The sequence below is a fragment of the Nostoc sp. T09 genome (assembly GCF_002154695.1).
In the GTDB taxonomy this organism is placed as follows: domain Bacteria; phylum Cyanobacteriota; class Cyanobacteriia; order Cyanobacteriales; family Nostocaceae; genus Aulosira.
On sequence record NZ_MTAV01000070.1, the window covers coordinates 30,917 to 54,539 of the forward strand.

The following is a 23,623-nucleotide window of genomic DNA, read 5'->3' on the forward strand; positions in this document are numbered from 1 at the left end:
CCGAATTAATTAATGTGTTGTTGAATAAAAGTTTCTAAACGTTTGAGTTGGAAGTTGCTAGCTAACTGAAAGAGTTGTCTGCTAAAAAGGCTAAATTGCTCATCGGATGCAGAAAGTTGTTGAGCCATTTCTGAAATTTTTTGAATATCGCCGTCTTGTACTAGTTCCAGTAATTTTTGTAGAACCTCCTTGGGAGGAGGAACCATATCAACTGGAGGATTTAAATTATTTGTATTGGTTTTGTTGATTGTGTTTGTCTTGTTCTCATATAACCATTCCAGTCGCAAAAATTGTCGCAGTAGTTCCAGCAGCGTTTCAGCTTCTATCGGCTTGGGGAGAAACGCATCTGCACCAACATCAATACTCTTATATTGGTCAATTGCAAACACACTGGCTGACGAAGCGATGACAGCCATCTCTTTAAATTGACCAGACTGACGCAAACTTTTAATGAACTCAAATCCATCCATCACAGGCATAACCAAGTCAGTAATAATCAAGTCTGGTTTATGGGCTTTTACCTGTTCCCATCCTTCTTGACCCTGACTAGCTTCTACAACAGTAAACCCCACTGGCTCCAGTAAATTAACGATTACCGAGCGATTTTCCCATTTGTCATCCACAATCAAAATGGTGCGCCTTTGCCCTTGATAACCAATAATGCTTCCCTTCTCAACTACTCTGGAAACCCTTGCCCAGTCTTTAGATTCTGGCAAGTCCACTTCAAACCAAAAAGTGCTACCTGTGCCAAACTCACTTTCTACTTGAATTTGACTACCCATCAACGAAATAATTTTTTGGCTGATTGCTAATCCTAAACCTGTACCTTCAGTTTGTCGTTTCTGATTTCCTACTTGCTCAAAAGGTAAAAAGATTTTCTCAGCTTGCTCAGGGGTGATACCCGTGCCAGTATCTATTACTTCAAAGCGAATTTTATATGTAATTTGTTTATTGCCATTTGATGCTTGATTAATGACTTTAACCTTGAAGGTAACGCTGCCTTGATTAGTAAATTTGATTGCATTCCCAAGCAAGTTGATCAGTACTTGCCGCAAGCGTTTTTCATCAGCACGAATCCCTGTTGGTAAATCGGGGTCAAGTTGCAGATGAAATTCGATTACCTTTTGTTCGGCACGGATGCGACAAATTTCACTTACACTGTCTAGAAATGCAGGCAAGTAAAAATCAATCGGATTTAATTCCAACTTTCGGGCTTCAATTTTGGAGAGATCCAAGACATCATTAATCAAAGTTAATAAATGAGAACCACATTGGTAAATAATGCCAATTCCTTTGCTACCTTTTTCACTTAAAGCTTCTGTGCGTTGAAGGATTTGTGTATAGCCAAGGATGCCGTTGAGAGGTGTGCGTAGCTCATGACTCATATTGGCGAGAAATTCACTCTTGGCTTGGCTAGAGTTCTTCGCCACTTCCTCAGCAAGGCGTAGCTCTTTCTCAATGCGTTTACGCTCGACAATTTCACTTGTGAGTACTCGGTTGATAGCTTCTAATTGGGCAGGGCTGGGTAGTGTCAAAGCTTGAGGCATGAGATAAATTAATGCAAATGCCGTATATATCGAAATAATGGCAGTGAAAGCTTTCAAACCGCCTGCTATCCAGTAATTGGGATGCCAAAGCGTCCAAATTTCCATCAAGTGCCCAGTACCACAAGCAATGATAAAAGCACCAAATAACAGAAATACCCCATTGAAAGGAACGTCTTTACGCTTGGAAATAAAGTAGATCAGTAGAAAAGGAATAGAATAATAGGCCAGGGCAATCGTGGCATCAGAAATAATGTGGAGCCACACCAGCCCCGTTTTCCAGAGATAACAATGTCCGTGCGGGATAAAACTGTTTGAGTAAGAAGGATAATTAAAAAAAGCTAACATAATGGTAGAGGTAACTAGATTTGTGATAATTATCTGTAACCTCAGTATTCCCAAAAAGGTTTAGACTTTTAAGTTTCGATTACTTATTTTTATTTATTACTTGTGCCAAATTATACAAAGATTGGTGATTAATTAATATTTATCTATTGATTAAAATTAATGCATCCTCAAATCTTTCATCATTTCTATTTGAAGATTCAAGTTAGACTTGTGCATTCAATAGATTAGTCATGGTGCGATCTATGTGTTCTGCCTTGGTTGCCAAAATTTGATTCATAGGTTCAAATCCTTGGCGATCGCCTATATATCATCGATGGACAGGACAAACGGTAAGCCCTTGGCGTTTGTCATATTTTTGACATAACCTTTGAGCGATCGCTAGTGACATTGCCTACAGGAAATTGTGGTATACAAGGTGCTATACTCATCAAGTTTTAGTTAGCTATAGTTAGCATATCTAATGGCATCCCAACGAGAAGCGATTATTTTCATTCACGGATTTTATCTAGGTAGAGATAGAAATTATTTTATTGATAGTTTATCTACTGGTTTTACAGAAGTATTAGAAACTCCAAGAGTTGAAGAAGTAGGTGAAGCAAAAATTGCTGGATATGCTGGCAAAAAATTTAAAGTATACCTAGACTTAGAAAATATCAAAGAAGTTGATGTTTATGATGCCTATTGGAACGATCTCATAAGTCAACCGTTAAGTAGTAGTAACTTAAAGAATCAAGTGTTTCGTGGCATATACATGTTATTTTATTGGCTGATTACAAGGGATTTATTTGCTTTAAAAAACTCTCCTCCTTTACTTATCGGTTTAGGTATATCTTTACTGCTATGGATTTTTTGGTTTTATGGAGTTATTGCACTTGCGCTTGTAGCTTTAGGACAGGAACCAAATTTGTTAGGTTTTTCGATTTCTGAGGATTGGTCAAAACAAATCAGCGCTTTTGGAAAACAGATGACAAATTGGTCTGCTTGGTTGATTGTGAGTGGTTTATTCAGTTTTGTACCGATTAATATGATCGCTGACATTGCAGACTTTTCTACACGATATTTAGAAGAAAATCCTGAAGGAAAGATTTTAAAAGCAAAAATTCGTAAAAAAGTTGCAGAAACATTAAATGCTGTCATAGAGTCTGGACTTTATGACAGGATAACTGTATTAGGTCATAGTTTTGGAAATGTTATAGCTACTGATGTGCTTGCAGACTATCAGCAAAAATTTCAAGTTCGCTATATTTCTATGGGAAGCTCTTTGAAAGTTTTTTCTTCTAAATCTAAACAGATTGAGGAAGAAATTAAAAAATGTTTCAACAATCAACAAATAGAAACATGGATTGACTTTTATTCCAATCAAGATTGGCTATGTACAAAAACACCTATTCCTGAAGGTTGCAATTCTATGAAATTTATATACAAAAAAATTAAAATTCCATTTTCGCTATTAAATCAACTTACTGGGAAATCTCACGATCACTATTTTATGAATGAAGAAGTTTTGAAAACATGTTTAAACTTTAAAAATCATAGTTAATGTGATTACATACTAATCCGATTTGATTTCTTAACTTACTCGTAGAGGTAGGAAACAGGGAATGGGAAAGAAAGGAGGTAGTACAGGAGCTAAGAGTGAAATTTTTGATACTGATGAAATCGCTTCAGCGTAAGCAACGTAACATTGCGATCGCCTACTAACTCTAAATGTTAAATATTTTAATTTGCGAGTTAAAGATTGACATTCAAAGCTTTGTCATTACAATTGTAGTATTTAAACTACATTATTAGCAAATGCATGAGCTACGATTTTGTATTGCGGAGTTGTGACCTGAATAAACTCAACTCCATGACCAAATATCCCAGTATTCCTACTTATCACGCCTTAGGAGATAGAGGCGCATTACTGGAAGAAACAGTCATTTTTGATGGCGAAGTAATTCTTACCGAAAAAGTAGATGGCACAAATTCTCGCATCATTCTACTGCCTGATGGCAACTTTGTTCTGGGTAGTAGAGAAGAGCTTTTATTTGCAAAAGGTGACTTGATTGGTAATCCCGCGCTGGGGATTGTGGATTCTCTTAAAGGTGTTGCAAGTTGCTTACCTCAGTCTCAAGGCTGCATCACTGTTGCGTATCTTGAGTTGTACGGTGGCAAGATTACTTCTGCTAGTAAACAATATACCTCTGAGCAGAGAGTCGGTTGGCGATTGTTTGATGTTGCAGTTCTTACAGATATCGAAACGCTGTTCGACAAGTCTACCAAGCAACTATCAGCTTGGCGGGATAATGGTGGTCAAATGTTTTTGGATGAAGCGCAACTAAGCAAAACTGCCGAAGATTATGGATTTGAGCTAACACCGCGACTTGCAACAGTTGCAGCTTTACCAACTAGTATCCAAGAAGCCCACGAGTTTCTTAAGTCAATTTTACCGAAAACCAATGTAGCGTTGGATGAAGGTGCAAATGGTCGAGGCGAAGGTATTGTTGCTAGAACTAATTCTAGGAGTGCGATCGCCAAGCTGCGTTTTGAAGATTACGAACGCCATGCTCAACGTCGCAATCAGTAGAATCAAGTTGTACAGTATCCTAGAAAAGATTACTAGCTGTCGCTCATCTCAATTAGCCTGAACTTTAAGGAAAAGATGCAAGGCACGACGAACGTATGCTTCCCATGATTCGGGTATAGGTTGAAAGATTAGTGCATAAAGCATAATTGCACTCATAGTATCGAAGACTAGTCCTGGATCTAAATCTGCCTGAATCTCATTTCTGGCTTTTGCTCGTTCAAGCACAACAGCAAAGGCTTGTCTTCTAGGTTGTAAATATTTTGTCCAGTAAATTTGAGCAAACTGAGAATTATTTGATGCACTGTTGATAATCATGGCAACAGTTTTTCGCCCTAAAGGACTGAGGGTGATTTGTGCAGCATTCTTAATCAATTCATCAATATCGTCCCAGAATTTACCTGTGTTGGGAATTACAACATCTTGCCTCACACTCTCAATCGCATCAGCAACTAGTTCTTCTTTAGAAGCGTAGCGTCGGTAAATAGTCGGTTTGCCAACTCCAGCACGGGCTGCGATCGCATCAATACTCATGGCATCAAAACCAACTTCTGCCAACAATTCTAAGGCTGCTTGCAACATTGCTTGATGAGCTTGGGTACTTCGGGGTCTTCCTAACGATTTTTTATTGCTATCCGTCATGAGTGATATTATAATTTACGAAACGGTTTCGTAAAGAAATGAGATCGTCTTATGAGCAAGTATCATCGCCCACTTTATAAAGATAAACACAGCACCCAGACTCTTCAGCAAGGACTCAATGAATATTACGCGGTGAATCCGAATGTCACCAATCCTCAAGAACTGCTACCAGAATTTGCCAGAATTTTGCTGGCGCATGATGCCAGTCATGTTATCTACGGCTGTGATACGGGGATGTATGATGAACTAAAGTTGTTGCCGCTGATTTGGTGGACAAGCGATTACAAATTTCGTGACCACTTACAAACGCTGAAAGATCCAACTATCAGTCCGGCAATTCGTATCATGTATGACGACTTGATCAAACAGCATGGAGTTTTGTGGTTATATAGTTCGATTTTCTTAACTTTGCCACAATTAGTACCAGAATTAACGCAGATGTGGTTCAAAAGTCGCCAGAGAAAGTCTTATGTTCCCTTCTTGAATTTTGAACCACTGCTAGAGCGATCACTCTTAGATATTCGCCAAGAGTTTGACCTTTTGCCTTTGATCGAGTAATTGCTAACCGCTGAATTTAAAAGGAAATTGCTCTGTTCAATTGACTGGTTTTATTTCCATTTTCTGGGTTGGTTGCTCCTTGGTAAAGAACCTCGGATACAGTTTGCAATAATTCCTGAGTTGTGTAAGGTTTAGAGATAAATTTGTTGACAGTCGTATTTTTGGCAATTTTATTGCAGGCTACCAGACCGCTAACAGCAACAATCTTCACCAGCGGATTCATTGTTTGCAATGTGCGAATGGTAGTTGCACCATCCATCAATGGCATCATCATATCTACCAAAACCAGACTAATTTCATTATGGTAGCGGGCATAAAGTGCGATCGCTTCAATACCATTGCTAGCAGTCATAACCTTGTAGTTATAACTTTCTAAGGAAATTTTAGTAGTTTCGAGAATTTGAGCTTCGTCATCTATTACTAAAATTAATTCTCCATTGCCATGTGGCAGTTCGAGATTTTCGGCTTGAGATGTTGCCATAGTCTCTACTGCTGGTAAGAATAATTTAAATTCAGTTCCTTTACCGATTTGGCTATGCACATTAATAAAACCACCGTGACTTTTGATGATTCCTCTCACGGTTGAAAGACCTAAACCTGTACCTTTACCAACCTCTTTAGTAGTAAAAAATGGCTCAAATATTCTATCTAAGATTTCTGGTGGCATCCCCATTCCTGTATCCGCAACAGTAATGACAATATAGGGGCCAACATGAGCATCCAGATTCATCCGGGCATATTGTTCATCAACTAACAAATTTTTGGCAGAAATAGTCAGCTTACCACCGTTGGGCATGGCATCACGAGCATTGACTGTGAGGTTCATCAGTACTTGATGTAAGTGTGTGGCATCTCCAATCACAGCCCAAAGTTCGGAGTTAATATTTATCGAAAATTCAATTGATTTGGGAAATGTGCCATGAACAATCTGCTCAATTTCTGAGAATAGGCGGTCAATTAGCACAATTGAACGTTTACCTTCAACCCCGCGTGCAAACTGTAACACTTGCTTAACTAAAGCAGCTCCGCGTTTAGAGTTAGTTTCAATTGTTCGATACATTTGCTGACTCCATTCCTCAGAATGAGAGCGTTTTAGCTGTAGCAGTTGTGATGCTGACAAAATGGGTGTGAGTATATTGTTGAGGTCATGAGCAATGCCGCCAGCAAGTGTACCCAAACTCTCTAAGCGTTGCGTGCGAAGAAATTGGCTTTCCAGTTGTTTTTTTTCTGTAATGTCGGTGTTAACTGTCAAAATCGATTTAGGTTGTCCATCTTGATCCCGCATTAAAGTCCAACGACTGGCAACAATAATTGTTTGATTTTGTTTAGTAACTTGCTGTAATTCACCTTGCCAGCAGCCATATTCCAATAAACTTGTGCGGATAGTTTGTAGTTGAGGTAAGATATCTGCTGAATAGAGAAGCTGATTGATATTTTTGCCAATTACTTCTGTTGCTTGCCATCCGTATAAATTTTCAGCCCCTTGGTTCCAAAAACTGATTTGATTATCCCAATCGTTAACAATAATTGCATCTGTAGCGATATCTAGCAAAGCAGCTTGTTCATGAATTTTTTGTTCTGCTTGCTGGCGCTCAGAAATTTCCCTCTCCAAACGTTGATTTTGCTCTTGGAGTGTCTTAGTTAAGTTACGCAGCTGGAGATGAAGTTCAATCCGGGCTAAAACTTCTTCGTGCTGTAGCGGTTTAGTAACGTAATCCACTGCTCCCAAACTCAAGCCTTTGACCTTATCCACTGTTTCTGTGAGTGCGGTCATGAAAATGATGGGAATATCTTTTGTGCGTGCATTCGCTTTTAAACGGCGACAGGTTTCAAAACCGTCTATTTCTGGCATGAGTACGTCCAACAGCATCATATCAGGTGGGGCATACTCAGCTCTGGCGATCGCACTTTCGCCATCTTCCGCAACTAAAACAGTAAATCCTGTATCGGCTAAAAAATCAAACAACATTTCTAAATTTGTCGGGGTGTCATCAACAATTAAGATGACACCTTTATGACTTAAATTAATATTCATAAAACCTCATTTTTAAATCAGGCAGAGGTCAGCAACTATGTTAATCTACATCCCTATTACCGTTGTGCGGAAGTTAAAACTCAAAAGTCAAATGGCAATTACAAATGACAAGCCCCACCAATGAGATTTAACTACGCCGAACTACTTACTTATTTTCTGCAAACTGTGAATATTGTTTAATAAAATCTACGATTTGTCTTCCTTTAAACTCTTTAGCAAGTTTGCGCAAATGAGTAGTAAACGGTAACAATTGTTCATCCATCTCCTCTAATTGTGTTGCTTTTTGGGCAATACTCCTGAGGTCTCCTTTCATTGCTAAATCTAGCAAAATTGCAATTTCCTCTGCTGGTGGAGGAATCAACTGTAAATTTTGAATTTTTGATTTTAGATTAACATCTTTTTGTTCTTTTGGATCGTTGTCTGTCTCTTCATAAATCCATTCCAAGCCTAAGTGAATTCTTAATTTTTCTAAAAGTTCTGTTAACCGGAATGGTTTAGGCAGAAAGTCATTACAGCCTAATTCTAGACTCTGCTTTTGCTCAAAATCAAAAACGCTAGCTGATATAGCAATTACTACTACTTCTTTGAAGTTTGGTAACATCCTCAAGCGATGGGTGGCTTCAAAACCATCCATCACAGTCATTACCAAGTCCATAAAAATTAAATCTGGCTTAAATACTGCTGCTTTGTCAAGACAGTCTAAGCCATCTGTTGCTTCTAAAACTTCAAAACCTAATGGCTGTAGTATATTGACTAAAACAGAACGATTTGACCATTTATCATCTACTACTAAAATCTTCTTTTGATCACCAGCAAAACCAATAATGTTACGTTCAACAACTTTCTTAAGATTCATTGGATAAGCAACCTCAGCTAAATCCAAATCTAGCCAGAAAACGCTGCCTTTACCTAAAGTACTTTTGACCTTGAGTTCACCGCCCATCATCTCAACTAATTGACGGCTAATTGCCAATCCTAAACCTGTACCTTCTGTCTTGCGGCTATCTTCTCCTACCTGCTTAAAGGGCAAAAATATTTCTTCTAATTGCTCCTCGGCTATACCTATACCTGTATCTTCTACTTGAAACCGTATTTTTCCTTCCTGATAGCCTACCTGAAATTTTACACTACCTTTTTCGGTAAATTTGACAGCATTACTCAGTAAATTAATTAAAACTTGCCGTAACCGTTTTACATCTGCTCGCACAACTTTAGGTACAGGTGATATCTGATTATAAACTAAAGCAATTCCTTTTTGTTCGCTCCGAATCTGGCAGATTTGCACAATACTTTCAAGAAATTCTGGAAAAGAAAATTCTGTAGGATAAAGTTCTAATTTTCCTGCTTCAATTTTAGAAAGATCTAAAATATCGTTAATCAGTGTTAGTAAATGTTCGCCACATTGATGAATGATGTTTATACCATTCTTTTGTTCAGCAGTGAAAGTGTTATTTTTATTCAAAATTTGAGCATACCCCAAAATCCCATTGAGGGGTGTGCGCAGTTCATGGCTCATGCTAGCGAGGAATTGGCTTTTGGCGCGGTTGGCGGTTTCCGCTGCTTCTTCAGCACGTTGGCGATCCCTTCGGGCAGCTTCGCTAACGCGGATTTCCTGTTGCAGTTGTAAATTTTTAGCTTGTAATTCCAGAGTTCGCTCTTTTACCCTAAATTCTAGCGTGCGATTATATTCTTCTAAATCCTGATAAAGACGCGCATTTTCAATTGAAATTGCTGCTTGGGATGATAAAATTTGTAATATTTCCAAGCGCTGTGGTGTAAATGCCCCAGTGGTTAAATTATTTTCTAAGTAAAGAATGCCAATTAGTTTTCCTTGATTCACAATTGGCGTACATAAAATAGATTTTGGTTTTTGGGTGATGATATAGTTATCCAGGTTAAATACAGCTTCACTGGTAGCATCATTCAAAACCACGTTTTTCTGTGTTCTCTGCACGTAGTTGATGATGGATATTGGTAGTTGCTGACTACTTTCTACAGGTATTGATTGCTGGACATTTATTTCATCTTTATCTATACCTCCTGAAGCTGCTATCTGTAACTTTCCTGCTGTTTCTAAAATTAAAAATCCCTTTTCGGCACCCGCATTTTCAATTAAAATTTGCATCAAATTAGTTAGCAACTTATCTAGAAAAATTTCCCCAGAAAGTGCTTGCGAAGCTTTCATAACTGCGGCTAAATCTAAACCCCCAGAACTACCTATAGTTGTAGAGCTAATTGTCTGATTTACCTCTAGACTTTTGGTTTTTCGCTTCAGACCTTGGGAGAAAATATGCGGATATTTTGCTTCAAAGTCTTTAATTTTAACTGTGGCTCCCCATTGAGCATAAGCATAGTAAGATTGAGTTAAATAATCTCTAGCCAAGTTTTCCCTACCACGCTCAAAATAAAACTCAGCTGCTAATTCTGAGGCTACTGCTTCTTCATGGAGAAATCCCTGTTCTTTGGCGTTAGAGATGGCGCGATCGTACAGATCCATTGCTACTAAATGTTGTCCCAAAACTCGCGCTTTCTCTGCTTCCACCAAATCGTATTTGTGCTGAAAGTTCATCGGAGCATGAACAGCCCATTCTTGCATTTTCTGTTGATTTTGGGTAACTTTTTCGAGAATTTGTGGTTGTTCTTCCTTTAAAACATGAGGATATTGAGCCAACAGAGCGAGAGAATAATATAACCTATAAGTACCATTCAAACTCAGACCGTTTACGCCCCCTAGATGTTTTTCTGCTAAAGTTGTGTAGTGAAGCGATCGCGGGTAATCTTTAGCAAAATAATAGAGGATCGCCCTGGAAAAGTAAGCCGCAAACAACAACATATTGTTATCGGCTTTGATTAACTTTGGTAACAGGGCATTAGCATCGAGAATTTCCCCATGACAATGGTATTCTTCCTCTGGCGCATCCAGTAATTTTAATACTGCAATTCGCCAACTCTTGAGGTAAGAACTATGAAAATCGAGTTTGAGTTTGATTAAAGAATCAAGATGCTGCGTTTGCTTTTGTGCAACTACTTCCAGCGGTTGACCAATAAAAAACATCTGGTCACAAGCATAGAAAAAATCATAGCCAGACCATTCCAAATCTCCAAATTCTAACCCCGTTTGCACTCCGTCCAACAAAGGAGCAATACATTCTCTGGCGTGTTCTTTCCAATGGATAATATGACCGTGAACTATATTATGAACAGCGGCTTTTAATTGTTTAGCATTAAATTGCTCTAACAGCTTTAAACCGAGTTTGCCATAGCGATATCCTGTTTCAATATCTCCTAAAATAGCGCAGAGAATTAAGCCATAAAGAGCATATCCAAATGCAGATAGTGATGTATTACCATGTTCAACACTTTGGTTGACAAGTGTAAAAGCAATGCTGGGAAATACCTCTGGAGTCGTCGCATAAGCAGGAGCCGCACAGCTGACTAAAATTCGCATGATTGCTAAATGCTCTGCATCAGTCATTTCTGGTCGGTTCGCCAACTCTTCCACATCCATCTTTTCAGGCGGAACAGTTGCTAGAGTTACACCCATCATATCCAGAACTTTTAGCCCAGTTTCTAACGCGGCTTTCATTTGATTTCTCTGGATATAAAACAGCATTTGTAGTTCATAAATTTTGACTTTATCAAGCAGACTTTTCGCCTGTTTGAGAACTACTTCTGCCAGACTTGTGGCTCGTTCGGCATTGAGATTTAGATACTCGGCTCCTGTTGCCTCTACATACAAATCTAATGTCAAATTATATTGATGATGCCAGCTATCATCAGGCAGAAGTTCCAGTCCCTTCGATAAATACCGAACGGCAGTTTCATAAGCTGTTGCGGCTTTGGCTTTCTTGCCGGCAATTAAATTAAGTTGTGCGAGTTTATCTTTTTCAGATTTCTCGGTAATTAATTCAGCACCAATATTTAACTGGTTGACAATTTCAAAGATATTTTCTTCGATTTCTGCTTCCGAAGTATGCTTAAGTAACAGTTCACCAATTTTCAGGTGAGTTTGTTTTTTATCCTCTGGGAGAATCAGAGAATAAGCGGCTTGCTGCACTCGGTCATGCAGGAATTTGTAGGTAATTGTTGACTGGGCAGTTTCCGGCACAGTCGTTATGTTGTCTGACTCAAATACCAGAGGAATTTTGTAAGACTGGTTTAAGGGAAGAACTAATCCTGCCTGTAAAGACTCCCATAAATCTTTAGCGGTTTCTGATAAAGTTTTTTCATTAACAATACTCAGAATATCTAAAGTAAACTTGTCACCAATACAAGCAGCTAACTTTAAAACATTTTGTGTAGTCGGCAACAGCTTTTGAATCTGGCTGACCATTAATTCAATCACATTATCAGTGATATCAATATTTTGTAGACGATGGATGTTCCACTGCCAACAACCTTCACTGAAATTAAATGATAATAAGTTCTCTTGATAGAGAGATTTAAGTAGCTGAGTTAAGAAAAAAGGATTACCTTGAGTTTTGTTGTAAACTAAATCAGCTAATGATTCTGAATTTTCTGAGTGAGTGTGGAGAGTATCACTGACTAATTGGTTGACATGAGAAATCCGCAAAGTCTGAAGTACAATATTGTTGACAACTGCACCAGATTTTTGAATTTCTTCTAAAGTCAATATCAAAGGATGAGTTACATTGACTTCGTTATCTCGATACGCACCAATCATTAATACATATTGACTATCTGGGTCAGTGGCAAGCAACTGAATCAACTTTAATGAAGCTGAATCTGCCCATTGTAAGTCATCCAAGAACACTACCAACGGATGTTCGGGTTTACAAAATACATGAATAAATTGTTGAAACAGTCGATTAAATCGGTTTTGCGATTCAGCAGGGCCTAATTGCGGAACTTCTGGTTGAGTCCCAATAATTCTTTCTAGTTCAGGAATAACATCAATAATAACTTGAGCATTGTTACCCAGAGCAGCCAAAATCTTTGCTTGCCAAATTGCTATTTGCTTGCTACTTTCTGTTAATAACTGCCTGATTAATTCTTGAAAAGCTTGAATTAAAGAAGCATAAGGGATATTACGTTTAAATTGGTCAAACTTACCTGAAATAAAATAGCCTCTTTGCCGGACTATGGGTTTATGAACTTCATTGACTAAGCAGGATTTTCCTATACCAGAGTACCCACTTACTAACATCATCTCAGTTGCCCCAAGACTAACTCGCTCAAAGGCATTCATGAGAATGGCAACTTCTTTCTCGCGGCCATAAAGTTTTTGGGGAATGAGAAATTGGCTATATAAATCAAGCTGTCCGATGCAGAAATCCGCAATTTTTTCAGTAGCTTGTAGTTGTTGTAAGCATTCTTCTAAGTCTGCTTTGAGTCCCAAAGCATTTTGATATCTATCTTCAGCAGTTTTGGCTAATAATTTCATCACAATATCAGAAACTACCGCAGGAATTTTTGAGTTAATTTCTTTAGGAGGTACTGGTGTTTTAGCAATGTGGCAATGAACTAATTCTAAAGAGTCATGGGCTTGAAAAGGTAGCTGCCCCGTTAACATTTCATAGAAAGTGGCACCTAAAGAGTAAAAATCAGTACGATAATCAATTGAACGATTCATCCTGCCTGTTTGTTCTGGGGACATATAGGCGAGGGTGCCTTCTAACAAATTAGGATCGCTGGGATTCTGACTTTCTTTGGATAAACATGATGAAATACTAAAGTCAATAATTTTAACTTGGTCTGTTTGCGAATTAATTAAAATATTTTGCGGCTTAATATCTTTATGAATAATATTATTTTGATGTAATTGTGAAAGAATATTAGCTAATTGAATAGCAATGTTCAAAAAAATGCTTAAGTCAAAATTTTGGGTAGTAATAAAATTTTTTAGAGGTTCTCCTGCAAAATCTGTCAGAATTAGTGCTAAACCATTTTGATAATTTTCCAAAGCCAGGGGTTTAACAATTCCTTCTATTTCTAAAGGTTGGAGTATTTGATATTCATGTCTTAATTGAGTCAGCTGTTGTATGGTGGGATACTCAGTTTTCAGAGTTTTAATAATTACCGATGTTTGCTCTGGCTCTCGTAAGGCACGATAAACACAGGTAGTAGTGCCGTCATACAGAACTTCGATGAGATTATAACCAGCAATGGTAATACTCATGTTTGATTTAAATTTTGTTAAATTTTTATTAAATTTACTCAGGTGTTCAGCTGATATCGCTATCCACAAATGCACACAGATATTTATCTGTGGTTACTTATTTATCTTAATTCGGATTTTTGCTAGCAGTCTTTTCCTGTTCGATAAGATTCACGTGTTATCGGTCTTTGATTCTAATTTACGATGTATGAAATAGAGTCCTAAATGTTTTTAAACGGGCGCAGAAGTTTGCGCGGTGAAGCTTAGAGGTTTTATCAATTATTGTAAATAAATATGAATGCTTAATTAAGGGAAAAGCTGCTTCTTTGCTGCTATGTGTATTCTATTAAGCATGAGAGATGGGGAGAGCGATACCTCCGGTGGGCAAAGCGATCGCAAACTCTGTACCTTGATTTAATTCAGATTGGCAGGTAATTTTACCTTGATGTTTTTCTACTACAATCTGATAGCTAATTGCTAAACCCAAGCCTGTACCAATACCTCGTGGTTTAGTTGTGAAAAATGTTTCAAATATTTTTTGTTGCGTGTCTGGTGCAATCCCAGGCCCATTATCTGCAATTCGCACAACTACAAAATTATCTTCCCAGCGTTCAGTGATGATGGTAATTTCAGGTTTAAATAAGGAATTTTCAGCCCATTTTTCCTCTACAGCATCGATCGCATTACTCAGGATATTCATAAATACCTGATAAAGTAAACCTGTATAACCTGGAATTGCGGGAATCTCCCCATAGTTGCGAATAACGCTGATACCTTTTTTCAAGCGATTGTTCAAAATCAACAATGTACTATCGATACAAGGATGTATTTCTACCAACTGCGCGTCACCCTCATCTAAACGAGAGAAATCTTTCAAACTTCGGACAATTTCGCGGGTGCGATCAACCCCAACTTCCATAGAATTGAAGAGTTTTGGCAAATCAGCTTCCAGAAATTCTAAATCAATCTCTTTTGCTAAATATTGTACTGCATCGGGAGGATTGGGAACTTCAGCTTGGTATGTTTGTAGTAGGGCTAACAAATCATCAATATAAGTTTTTGCGTGTACAAGATTGCCAGAAATAAAGTTTACTGGATTATTAATTTCATGGGCAACGCCAGTTAACATCCGTCCCAAACTGGACATTTTTTCACTTTGAATTAGTCGTGCTTGGGCTTCAGCTTGTTGTGCTTCTAAAAGGTGCTTTACCTGTTGGATGAGTTGGTTAAGAGAACTAGCTAATGCACCTATTTCGTCTGTTGTCGTTACAGGTGCTTGCAGGTCAAAATTGGCTTCTTGAGTAACTTTCTGCGCTACATTTGTGACTGCATTAATCGGACGAGCGATAATGCGGCTGATAGACAAAGCGAGGATAGCAGCGATCGCCACTGACAGCAGGATACTACCGACAATAATCTGAGCTTGGATCACCGCAGCCTGATTTTGGGCGGTATCGGCTGCTTCTTGGCGTTCTCGTACTGTTTTGGCAAATTCGGTTAACTCATGGGCAAATTGATAAAATTTCTTTGCAGTCTGACTGGTGCTAAATTCTAAAATTAATTGCTGCGCTTTCGCCAATTGCTCTGGCTTTGAATTGAGTGACGAAATTTGTTGGCACAGCGCCTTGAGTTGGGATAAATATACTACTGTAGTAGTATCATACTTCTTCAGTAAAGCTTGCAAATTCGCTTCCGAACTGGTTTGGCTCAATTCCTGCAACTGAGAAATTACAGTTTCAGCTTCCGTTATATCCATTAGAAGATCAGATGTTTGCTGTTGCACTGCTTGCGACTGCTGCAACAGAGTTAGTATTTCTGGCTGGTGGGTCTGTATTCCTAACATTTTTCCTTGTAAAGTACTTAACAAACCTCCCTCCTCATCCGCCAACATCATCTGATATCTAGCTTTTTGGAAGTAGCGATCGCCTATGACCAATCCTATGGTTATTCCTACAACCCCAATTCCCAAAGCCAGACCATACCCAAAGACGATTTTTTGCCGAATACTTAATCGATAGAATAATTGTTTAAGCCAGTTAGAGGATTTTTGTACAGATATTTCTGTCATGGTCGCCTTTTCCAAAAGTCAGACACAATTCTTTTGCTGTTGATAAACCTGAAACCCAACCCTGATAGCTATTTGGTAAGTTTTTACTTGCTGCTATGGCAGTAACTTCTGTGCCTTTTTCTGTAAATTTGATACCAAATGCGTTTTCAGTTTATCAAAGGTTGCTTTTGTCTACCCTGGTGAAAAACACTGAAACTATTAAGATTAGAAGCATCCGCCTACTAAATACCCGCCATGCCTCTGTCACGCATAGTCACGCTGATTGTTGGTCTGATAGTTATTTTGGGGCTAAGCCTGTGGCTGATTGACTCCCTTTCACGCCTCTACTGGCAGTTGTCCTATTCCCCGCTGCTGGGCAATTTGCTGTTGCTGCTGTTGGTTGTGCTGATCGGCGGCTTGGTTGCAGCCTTTGTTTATTATGTGATGGTGCTGCAAGCAGGCGAGCAACGTTCCCGACGCAAGCGTCCGCGTGTAACGCCAGCACAAATTCCGGCTGTCAAATCTGATGCGGCTTCTTCAACGTTACAAGCTGTGCGGCAGCAGGTTGCACAAATTCAAGATGAAGTAGCTAAGCAAGCTTTACTCAGCCGATCGCGGGAGATTGAAGTCAATTTAGCACGGGGTGAAATTCAAGTCGTCGTGTTTGGCACGGGGAGTGCTGGTAAAACATCCCTAGTAAATGCTGTGATGGGGCGCATGGTGGGACAAGTTGACGCACCGATGGGCACAACTCAAGTAGGAGAAACTTATTGTCTGCGGTTGAAGGGATTAGAACGCAAAATTTTAATTACCGATACACCAGGGATTTTAGAAGCAGGGGTGGCGGGAACAGAACGGGAACAACTGGCGCGGGCGCTAGCAACGGAAGCAGATTTACTGTTGTTTGTGGTAGATAATGATTTACGGCGATCGGAATATGAGCCACTGCGGGGTTTGGCAGAAATTGGTAAGCGATCGCTGTTGATTCTCAATAAGACTGATTTATACACAGACGAAAATAAGGAATCGATCCTGGCAAGGTTGCGTCAACGGGTGCGGGGATTTATTGCGCCTAATGATGTTGTGGCGATCGCCGCTAACCCCCAAACTGCCCAACTGGAAACTGGCGAAATTTTTCAGCCAGAACCGGATATTGTGCCCTTACTGCGGCGGATGGCGGCAATTTTAAGAGCTGAGGGTGAAGATTTAGTGGCAGATAATATTCTGTTACAATCTCTGCGCTTGGGAGAAGAAGCTCGCAAACTCATCGACGCTCAACGTCGCCGCCAAGCAGATAAGATAGTCGAGCGATTTCAGTGGATTGGCGCTGGTGTGGTATCAGTCATGCCTTTACCAGTCGTAGATTTACTGGCAACAGCTGCTGTAAATGCCCAAATGGTAGTAGAAATTGGCAGAATCTACGGCTGTGAACTGAACATGGAACGGGGGCGAGAGTTAGCCCTATCTTTAGCGAAAACCCTTGCTAGTTTGGGAATTGTCAAAGGAGCAATTCAATTACTTTCTACAGCTTTGCAAACTAATCCTGCCACTTTTATTGTTGGTCGGGCAATTCAAGGCGTGACAGCGGCTTATTTAACGCGGATTGCGGGTAAAAGTTTTATTGAATATTTTCGCCATGATCAAGATTGGGGCGATGGTGGGATGACAGAAGTTGTACAGCGACAGTTTCAAATTAATCGCCGGGATGAATTTATTAAGGCTTTTGTGCAGGAAGCGATCGCGCGGGTAGTCAAGCCATTAACAGATAGATCTGAGGTGATTGAAGAGCAAAAGGAGGAGTTAGAAAGTAGAGATTAGGGCTTAGATAATTGATAGAGAGATAATGGAATAGATGCGATATTTGTCTAACACATTTACATATAAACGCAAGCTTTTAGATTCCAGGGTAGCTTAGTCATCATTAATCACCCATCTATCTTTGATAAAAGCATTTTTGACTTGATTGTGAGGGATATTTACTGTAGTGTTTGTTAACAACAAGTATATATGCTTGTCAATCAAAACAGCAATGCTTCTAATCTTGATCTATCTGCATTCTCAATCTAGATCAAAATCCGAACTCGTCAATTTGAGTGCTGGAATTAGTCGTTTTCTCCAGCTAATATGATGTCCTGTCAATCACCCTTAATATGTCATTGCGAGTGGAACGGAGTGAAACGACGCAATCGCAAGGTTGTTGGGATTGCTTCCCTACGGTCGCAATTGACTTGTATTCAACCGGACTTGATACAAGATATTGAATAATCAATCTGCTATCATTTGTAAAAATACTTTAAGTACGCACATAGAAGTAGCTCAATTTTTTATATTTATCATAATATTTTTGCATTTTATTTAGCCCCAGGCTGGCACTGCCAAACCTAGACAAAAAATATGAATATTACAATAGGGGAATACTACTTATAAATGGGCATAATCCGCTCTAGTTAGAGCTAAAAAGTTTTTAGAAAAAATTTTAAAATAGAGATAAGTCACAAAGATATTTTTATAATGAAAATACAGTCATCAGTGCTAGTCCATTTAGGATTTGGTAAGTATGTTCGCTCGGATCAGGTAACAGCACTTGTACCTATTGAAGAAGAGCGAGGACCAGGGCGGCGCACCTTGGTTCACCTTGAAGGACAAAGTAACCCAATTATTGCCTCAAGAGCTGAAGATACTATAGTGCGGGATTTAGTCCAAGAGCCGCGAGAAGTTACCCAGGCACGTCAGCAGCAAGAAATTCTTCAGGATTTATTAGCAGACTTAGGCAACGTTAACTCAACTGTACGGCGAATTAGTCGTGATGAAGGTAGTTTAGATTTGGATTTGCTGGAACGACGAATTCGGCAAGTTATAGAAAATTAATTGCAGATATCAGCAAGCTCAGCAGTTTTCATGGGGAATAGGAGACTATTACCTATTCCCTCAACGGCAAACTCTCATCAATAACGGAGAACAACATTGCTGAATACAGTTACAGAGCAGGTTTCGGTATCAGAGACAAAAACACGACCATCAAAGTTGTGGATGCCTGAACGAGTAATGTTTACACCAGCCGCTCTAGATGAGCCTTGGGGAAAGCAAATTCTGGCGCGTGTGCAGTCACTTAACCTGCCAATAGAAGAGTTATCACGCAATCGCCTGACAGGTTTGCGAGGTGAAGACGAGCGTGAGACTTATAATATTGCCAAGCGTACTCTTGCAGTTGTGAATGCACCGCCTAGCCACTTCAAGCTGAGTCCTATCCCACCGTCTGCTGATTGGCAATTTCATCTGGCTGAGGGTTGTCCCGCACATTGCCAATACTGTTATTTGGCTGGTAGTTTATCTGGTCCGCCAGTTATCCGCGCCTTTGCTAACTTGCCACAGATATTAGAAAACTTGGCAGCTTACGAGCGCCCAGGACAAGCCACAACTTATGAAGTTAGCTGCTATACTGACCCTTTAGGTATTGAGCATCTTACAGGTAGCCTTGCTGAGTGTATCCGTTACTTTGGCAGCCGTAGTGATGCACATTTACGTTGGGTGTCAAAATTTGACGCGGTAGATAGCTTACTCAACTTACCTCACAACGGTCATACTCGCTGCCGGATGAGCGTTAATGCTATACCCATTTCCGCTAGGTTTGAAGGTGGTACGGCGTCGGTAGCATCAAGGTTACAAGCTTTGCGGCGATTGGCTTTACCCCAAGAGCGCGGCGGGGGTGGGTATCCAGTAGGACTGGTAATCGCGCCAATTATGCCTGTAGATGATTGGCAGATGCACTATGGTCGATTGTTTGACTTGATTAGCGAAGCGCTAGATATGAACTGTGACCTGACTTTTGAGTTAATTTCGCACCGCTTTACACCAGGGTCAAAAGAGGTGTTGCAGACATGGTATCCGCAATCAAAATTAGACATGGATGAAGCAAAACGCAATGTTAAACGCAATAAGTTTGGCGGCATAAAATATGTCTACGACGCTAACACAATGAAGACAATGAAGCGGTTTTTTGAGGATGAGATTCAACGGCGCTTTCCAAATGCTGAGATTTTATATTGGACTTAGATAACTTTTTACCTAATCGATATTGTAGGAAATTCTGTTAACCCCTTTGCCTTGACCCCGCTAGTGCGAGATTTCTGGCATAGGGGTGTTTTATTTTTTACCTATCTTTATAACTCCAAGCTCTTGGAAATGAAGCGTTGGGGCTTTTCGATGGTTAAGATAGACTTACTTTTTCCAACTACTTTGGCAGCACGACCAGGCGATGTCTGCCGACAAGAAGCAGAGCTTCTACGCGTTTAATCATTCTTGGGTATACTTACCTATTACCTTTGCTAAGTCTGGCACTGCTTCCTCGACATGTTGCTTGGCTGAACCACGAAATTTTTCGTATGTTCCACGCACAATTGGGCGTTTGGCTTGTTTTACCCTCTCATCGGTGACGCTGAGTAATGCGTCAGCAGTGCGATCGCGACTCGCAACCAAGTGCTCTACGGGATCGCCCTTCTGCACGCCTTCATCCCAGATAGGATCGAGTGCTACGAAGCACTGTGGCAGAAGCTGCTCGACAACGTAAGGAATATATCCAGGCTTAACCCCCTTCAATGCAGCGAAGGCAGTTTTTAAAGCTATGCCACTGATGCCAGATTTGGAAGCGAGTTGTGCTTCTATCACTGTGCAACAGTCATCTACAATCAGCTCCTTTTTATTTGAGTTCAAGAGTTCTTCACTCAGTCCCATTTCACTCCTCCTTATTGTTAAAATGCTTAATTTTCAATTCAATCAGTTTTGCCAACGAACAGGAAATTACAAAATAGCGCAGGAAGTCTGAAAGCTTACCAAGCACACCCAGAAATTCTAAACAATTCTTCAAGGTAACGCAAAATCAACTGTTTCGGTTTTTACTATACCTTAGATGCTCAAATAATTCTCAAAGTGACTTTACTCAGTGGTGAATGATGTATTTTGAATATTCTTTAACACACAGTAGTCATAGTTTAAAGATGCTCAAAAAATAGAGCAGAGATTTTGTGTTTCTCTACCCTATTGGTGAATGATAAGTGAAATATAACTAGTCATCTTGAGACTATCAACTTTGCTTATTGTTTAACGTGTCCATTCGATACAAGCCACTGGTGCTTTTTCTAGATCATGCAAGCACAATAAAAACAAGATATTAATATAAGCAGTAATAGCGCGGTTATGGCGTGACTTCCCAAAAACCGAAACTTCGCCCGTACTTGACTCAAAAGCGAAGTCGAGTTATTACGCTTTATGCTTTGTGGGGTTAACTAATTTATATGATTGATCAACTTCACGTGTTGGTGGAAACGGATGTCCTGCGGTTGATGTTACCTCTAGCCCTGTACCTTCCCCATCAGGATTGATTAGTTCGTACTGCCCGCTAACGGGAGTGCGATCGCCTGGACTATACAAAGAGGATGGATGTTGTTTACGATCATTTGCGTGCTTTGGTTGTACAGAACCAGCACTGTAGGTTAGCGTCAACTGGCTCCTAATTTCAAAACCAGGAAGATAGCCACCGTGGTACGGTATTTCTGACAACTGGCTAAGTGTGCCTTTAATGGCAGAAATGGGTTCGAGCAATTGCGAGTTTTTTTGGCTCCAAAGGATAATTTGTGCATCTAGCAATTCTTGAAATTCAAGAGCGTGTAGCGTCGCCTCCTCTAAAGGAGTTTGGCTATCTACAACAATTGATAAATTGAGAGTCAATAAAAGTCTTGTTTGTATTTCTAAAGAATCATCACTAGACGTAACTTGAGTAGAATACTCGTCTACATGAAAGCCAAACTGGGCTTTAAAATTTGAAAAGCTCGGTGTTTGCAGTTGCCCATTAAGATAGGGCAGCAATCCGGTATCCGGCTCTGATAAGATCTGGCGAATGATTGGCATTTGTGTTATGTCTGCTCTACAAGTTTTTAATTGGCAACTTTCAGATAAACAATCTTACTTAATTAAGCACTATCAGACATCCATCAAACTAACGAAACTTAGCTCAATCCCCCTATCGATTTACTTAATGCATCTTTCGTGCTGCTCCCTAACAATTGGGTGCGCTGCCGAGACATGCAAAGCATTTCATCAATTTCGATTTGTAAGATTTCTACAATTTCATCATTCAATCTCTGATTGAGAAAGCTTGTGAAAAAGTTATCCATTACCTGTGGCTGTCAAAATAAATTCTGGATTGTCGGGGTCGTTTTCTAACTTCGAGCGCAACCTGTAAATATGCACATCTACTATCCGAGTAACCGCGTGTTGTTCTTTGAGCAAGTTATTTACCTATATCGCCAGTGCGGTTGGTCAAGTTATCACAGATTATTGCTAATCTTATAACTTTTTGGTTGCCAGATATAAAAGCAATTTCTAAGCTAAATGGGGTATTTGGTTGGCTAATTTCTCCACATATATGTCATGTTCTCTATTAATAAAGACTTCAGATAAAACTTGATAAGCTTCTGTCCAAGCTGCCATCACCTCTTCTGTAGCTGCTGCTCCTAATACCTCACTCATGGCTTGCAGTAAACTCTCTCCTACAATCGGATATTGTTCTGGTAGAACATCTGTTTGTACATGACGTTGGGCAATATTTTCTACCATTGATGCTAAAGCTGAAAGATTATCAATTTGGCTGGCATAACCGTAAATTGCTGTAGCTAATTTCATCGGCTGTGAACCATTCGCTTGAGCAGACATATCAAATTGTTTTTTGATATCTGGATGGTTATGGAACATAATTTCATACATCCGAGTTGTAATTTGTTGACCGTTCTTCTTTAAGATAGGTGCGGTAGATTTAATAATATTTATTGTTTGTTGGCTAATCATACTTTCTTGCCCCACTTAATACTTTGATTAACTTCAATTTAGTGGGGATTTTGATTAGTGACTATGAGCTATCTCAGAGAAGCGAGATAAAACCACATAATCCTCTATTTATTATTTCATTGCCAATTAGTAATATAAGCCTTTTCTTATGACTGACCTTTTCTAGCCTTGCCTGTAGGTGATTTTGGTGAGTTAACCATAATGCTCAATAAATGCTCAAATGTGATGTATCGCTTGACCTATCCACATCACAAAGCACACCCAGAAATTCTAAACAATTTCTGGGTGTGCTGTCATACGTAGATTGGGATTAAAGATAATTTCTATATTCAAGGGAACAGGAAACCGTTGCCTATAGCCTGTTCCCCGTTCCCTGCTGAAGGGAACCGTAATAATTAACCACTCGATCAAGGCTAATTATCACATGGTTATACGTTATCTTGCCTGAGGTTTTGTCATTTACTCAAAAGAGCAGCAAGTATTTTGATTCAGCTAGTTAATTTTCATGCTCTGGATGATTTCCTGTGCCTGTCTCAGTTTCGAGTAGTCGTGAAATAAATACGTCTGGCTTTCTACTCATAACAGACTTAACTTTATCAATAGCAATTACTTCACTGATTTTGACAATCATTTCCCACAGAGTATCTTCCTCTGTGTCTTTGTTGTAAGTTCTATGTTTAAACCACAACAAATCATCCCAAACTCCGATCACTGTGGCGAAATACCACTTATCTCTGATTAGTATCCAGATTTCTTGTTCTAAGTAGGTCTGAAGAATCGATTTCACAACGTCTTAGGGCATCAAAAGATATTCGCTACAGATTAAACGGATGTTACAGCCTATTGCTACTGTGAAAATACGGAATTGATAAGTACAGAATTAGCGATTTATTGGCAGATGAAATCCTGACTATGGAAAACTTTG

Annotated in this window: 16 protein-coding genes; 6 read left to right on the forward strand and 10 right to left on the reverse strand. The window is 39.5% G+C overall.

The window, feature by feature from the left end:
- Positions 1 to 5: 5 nt before the first annotated feature.
- Positions 6 to 1,892, reverse strand: coding sequence for an ATP-binding protein (locus BV372_RS15360; protein ID WP_086687367.1), 1,887 nt, complete (start codon positions 1,890 to 1,892; stop codon positions 6 to 8).
- 460 nt (positions 1,893 to 2,352) lie between these two features.
- Here BV372_RS15360 and BV372_RS15365 point away from each other — a divergent pair, with 460 nt between their 5' ends.
- Together BV372_RS15365 and BV372_RS15370 are read left to right on the forward strand one after the other, a co-directional pair.
- Entirely contained in the window at positions 2,353 to 3,432 is a 1,080-nt protein-coding gene (locus BV372_RS15365; protein ID WP_086687368.1) for a hypothetical protein, read from the forward strand.
- A gap of 258 nt (positions 3,433 to 3,690) precedes the next feature.
- Positions 3,691 to 4,461 carry an RNA ligase family protein gene (locus BV372_RS15370; protein ID WP_086687369.1) on the forward strand — a complete coding sequence of 257 codons (771 nt, stop codon included), beginning with the start codon at positions 3,691 to 3,693 and terminating at the stop codon, positions 4,459 to 4,461.
- 48 nt (positions 4,462 to 4,509) lie between these two features.
- On the opposite strand, the gene BV372_RS15375 is transcribed toward BV372_RS15370, so the two are convergent.
- Positions 4,510 to 5,100: a TetR/AcrR family transcriptional regulator gene (locus tag BV372_RS15375; RefSeq protein WP_086687370.1), complete on the reverse strand. Its 591-nt coding sequence runs from the start codon at positions 5,098 to 5,100 to the stop codon at positions 4,510 to 4,512.
- Between the two features lie 51 nt (positions 5,101 to 5,151).
- Here BV372_RS15375 and BV372_RS15380 point away from each other — a divergent pair, with 51 nt between their 5' ends.
- The gene (locus tag BV372_RS15380) at positions 5,152 to 5,658 is read left to right on the forward strand and encodes a hypothetical protein (protein WP_086687371.1); all 507 of its coding nucleotides are present in this window, start codon (positions 5,152 to 5,154) and stop codon (positions 5,656 to 5,658) included.
- Positions 5,659 to 5,674: 16 nt separating this feature from the next.
- Here the strand turns inward: BV372_RS15380 and BV372_RS15385 are convergent, their stop codons facing one another.
- From BV372_RS15385 to BV372_RS15395, 3 genes are all read right to left on the reverse strand, one after another.
- The gene (locus tag BV372_RS15385) at positions 5,675 to 7,693 is read right to left on the reverse strand and encodes a response regulator (RefSeq protein WP_086687372.1); all 2,019 of its coding nucleotides are present in this window, start codon (positions 7,691 to 7,693) and stop codon (positions 5,675 to 5,677) included.
- 145 nt (positions 7,694 to 7,838) lie between these two features.
- A complete protein-coding gene (locus BV372_RS15390; RefSeq protein WP_086687373.1) occupies positions 7,839 to 13,832 on the reverse strand; it encodes a hybrid sensor histidine kinase/response regulator in 5,994 nt (1,997 codons plus the stop codon).
- A gap of 325 nt (positions 13,833 to 14,157) precedes the next feature.
- Entirely contained in the window at positions 14,158 to 15,879 is a 1,722-nt protein-coding gene (locus BV372_RS15395) for an ATP-binding protein (RefSeq protein ID WP_086687374.1), read from the reverse strand.
- Between the two features lie 234 nt (positions 15,880 to 16,113).
- On the opposite strand from BV372_RS15395, the gene BV372_RS15400 reads away from it, so the two are divergent.
- The 3 genes from BV372_RS15400 (at position 16,114) to BV372_RS15410 (ending at position 19,911) form a co-directional block, all read left to right on the forward strand.
- Positions 16,114 to 17,676: a YcjF family protein gene (locus BV372_RS15400; protein ID WP_086687375.1), complete on the forward strand. Its 1,563-nt coding sequence runs from the start codon at positions 16,114 to 16,116 to the stop codon at positions 17,674 to 17,676.
- Positions 17,677 to 18,369: 693 nt separating this feature from the next.
- On the forward strand, positions 18,370 to 18,726 hold the full coding sequence (locus tag BV372_RS15405) for a hypothetical protein (RefSeq protein WP_086687376.1): 357 nt from the start codon (positions 18,370 to 18,372) through the stop codon (positions 18,724 to 18,726).
- Positions 18,727 to 18,888: 162 nt separating this feature from the next.
- Positions 18,889 to 19,911, forward strand: a complete 1,023-nt coding sequence (locus tag BV372_RS15410) for a spore photoproduct lyase family protein (protein ID WP_143845135.1) — start codon at positions 18,889 to 18,891, stop codon at positions 19,909 to 19,911.
- A gap of 240 nt (positions 19,912 to 20,151) precedes the next feature.
- On the opposite strand, the gene BV372_RS15415 is transcribed toward BV372_RS15410, so the two are convergent.
- The 5 genes from BV372_RS15415 to BV372_RS15435 all read right to left on the reverse strand — a co-directional run bounded on the left by BV372_RS15415 (position 20,152) and on the right by BV372_RS15435 (position 23,485).
- The gene (locus BV372_RS15415; protein ID WP_086687378.1) at positions 20,152 to 20,589 is read right to left on the reverse strand and encodes a hypothetical protein; all 438 of its coding nucleotides are present in this window, start codon (positions 20,587 to 20,589) and stop codon (positions 20,152 to 20,154) included.
- Between the two features lie 525 nt (positions 20,590 to 21,114).
- A complete protein-coding gene (locus BV372_RS15420) occupies positions 21,115 to 21,762 on the reverse strand; it encodes a hypothetical protein (RefSeq protein ID WP_086687379.1) in 648 nt (215 codons plus the stop codon).
- A gap of 258 nt (positions 21,763 to 22,020) precedes the next feature.
- Entirely contained in the window at positions 22,021 to 22,143 is a 123-nt protein-coding gene (locus tag BV372_RS15425; protein ID WP_086687380.1) for a winged helix-turn-helix domain-containing protein, read from the reverse strand.
- A gap of 93 nt (positions 22,144 to 22,236) precedes the next feature.
- Positions 22,237 to 22,698, reverse strand: a complete 462-nt coding sequence (locus BV372_RS15430; protein WP_086687381.1) for a globin domain-containing protein — start codon at positions 22,696 to 22,698, stop codon at positions 22,237 to 22,239.
- 496 nt (positions 22,699 to 23,194) lie between these two features.
- Positions 23,195 to 23,485 (reverse strand): hypothetical protein, encoded by a 291-nt coding sequence (locus BV372_RS15435; protein WP_086687382.1) that lies wholly within the window; start codon positions 23,483 to 23,485, stop codon positions 23,195 to 23,197.
- Positions 23,486 to 23,623 lie beyond the last annotated feature (138 nt).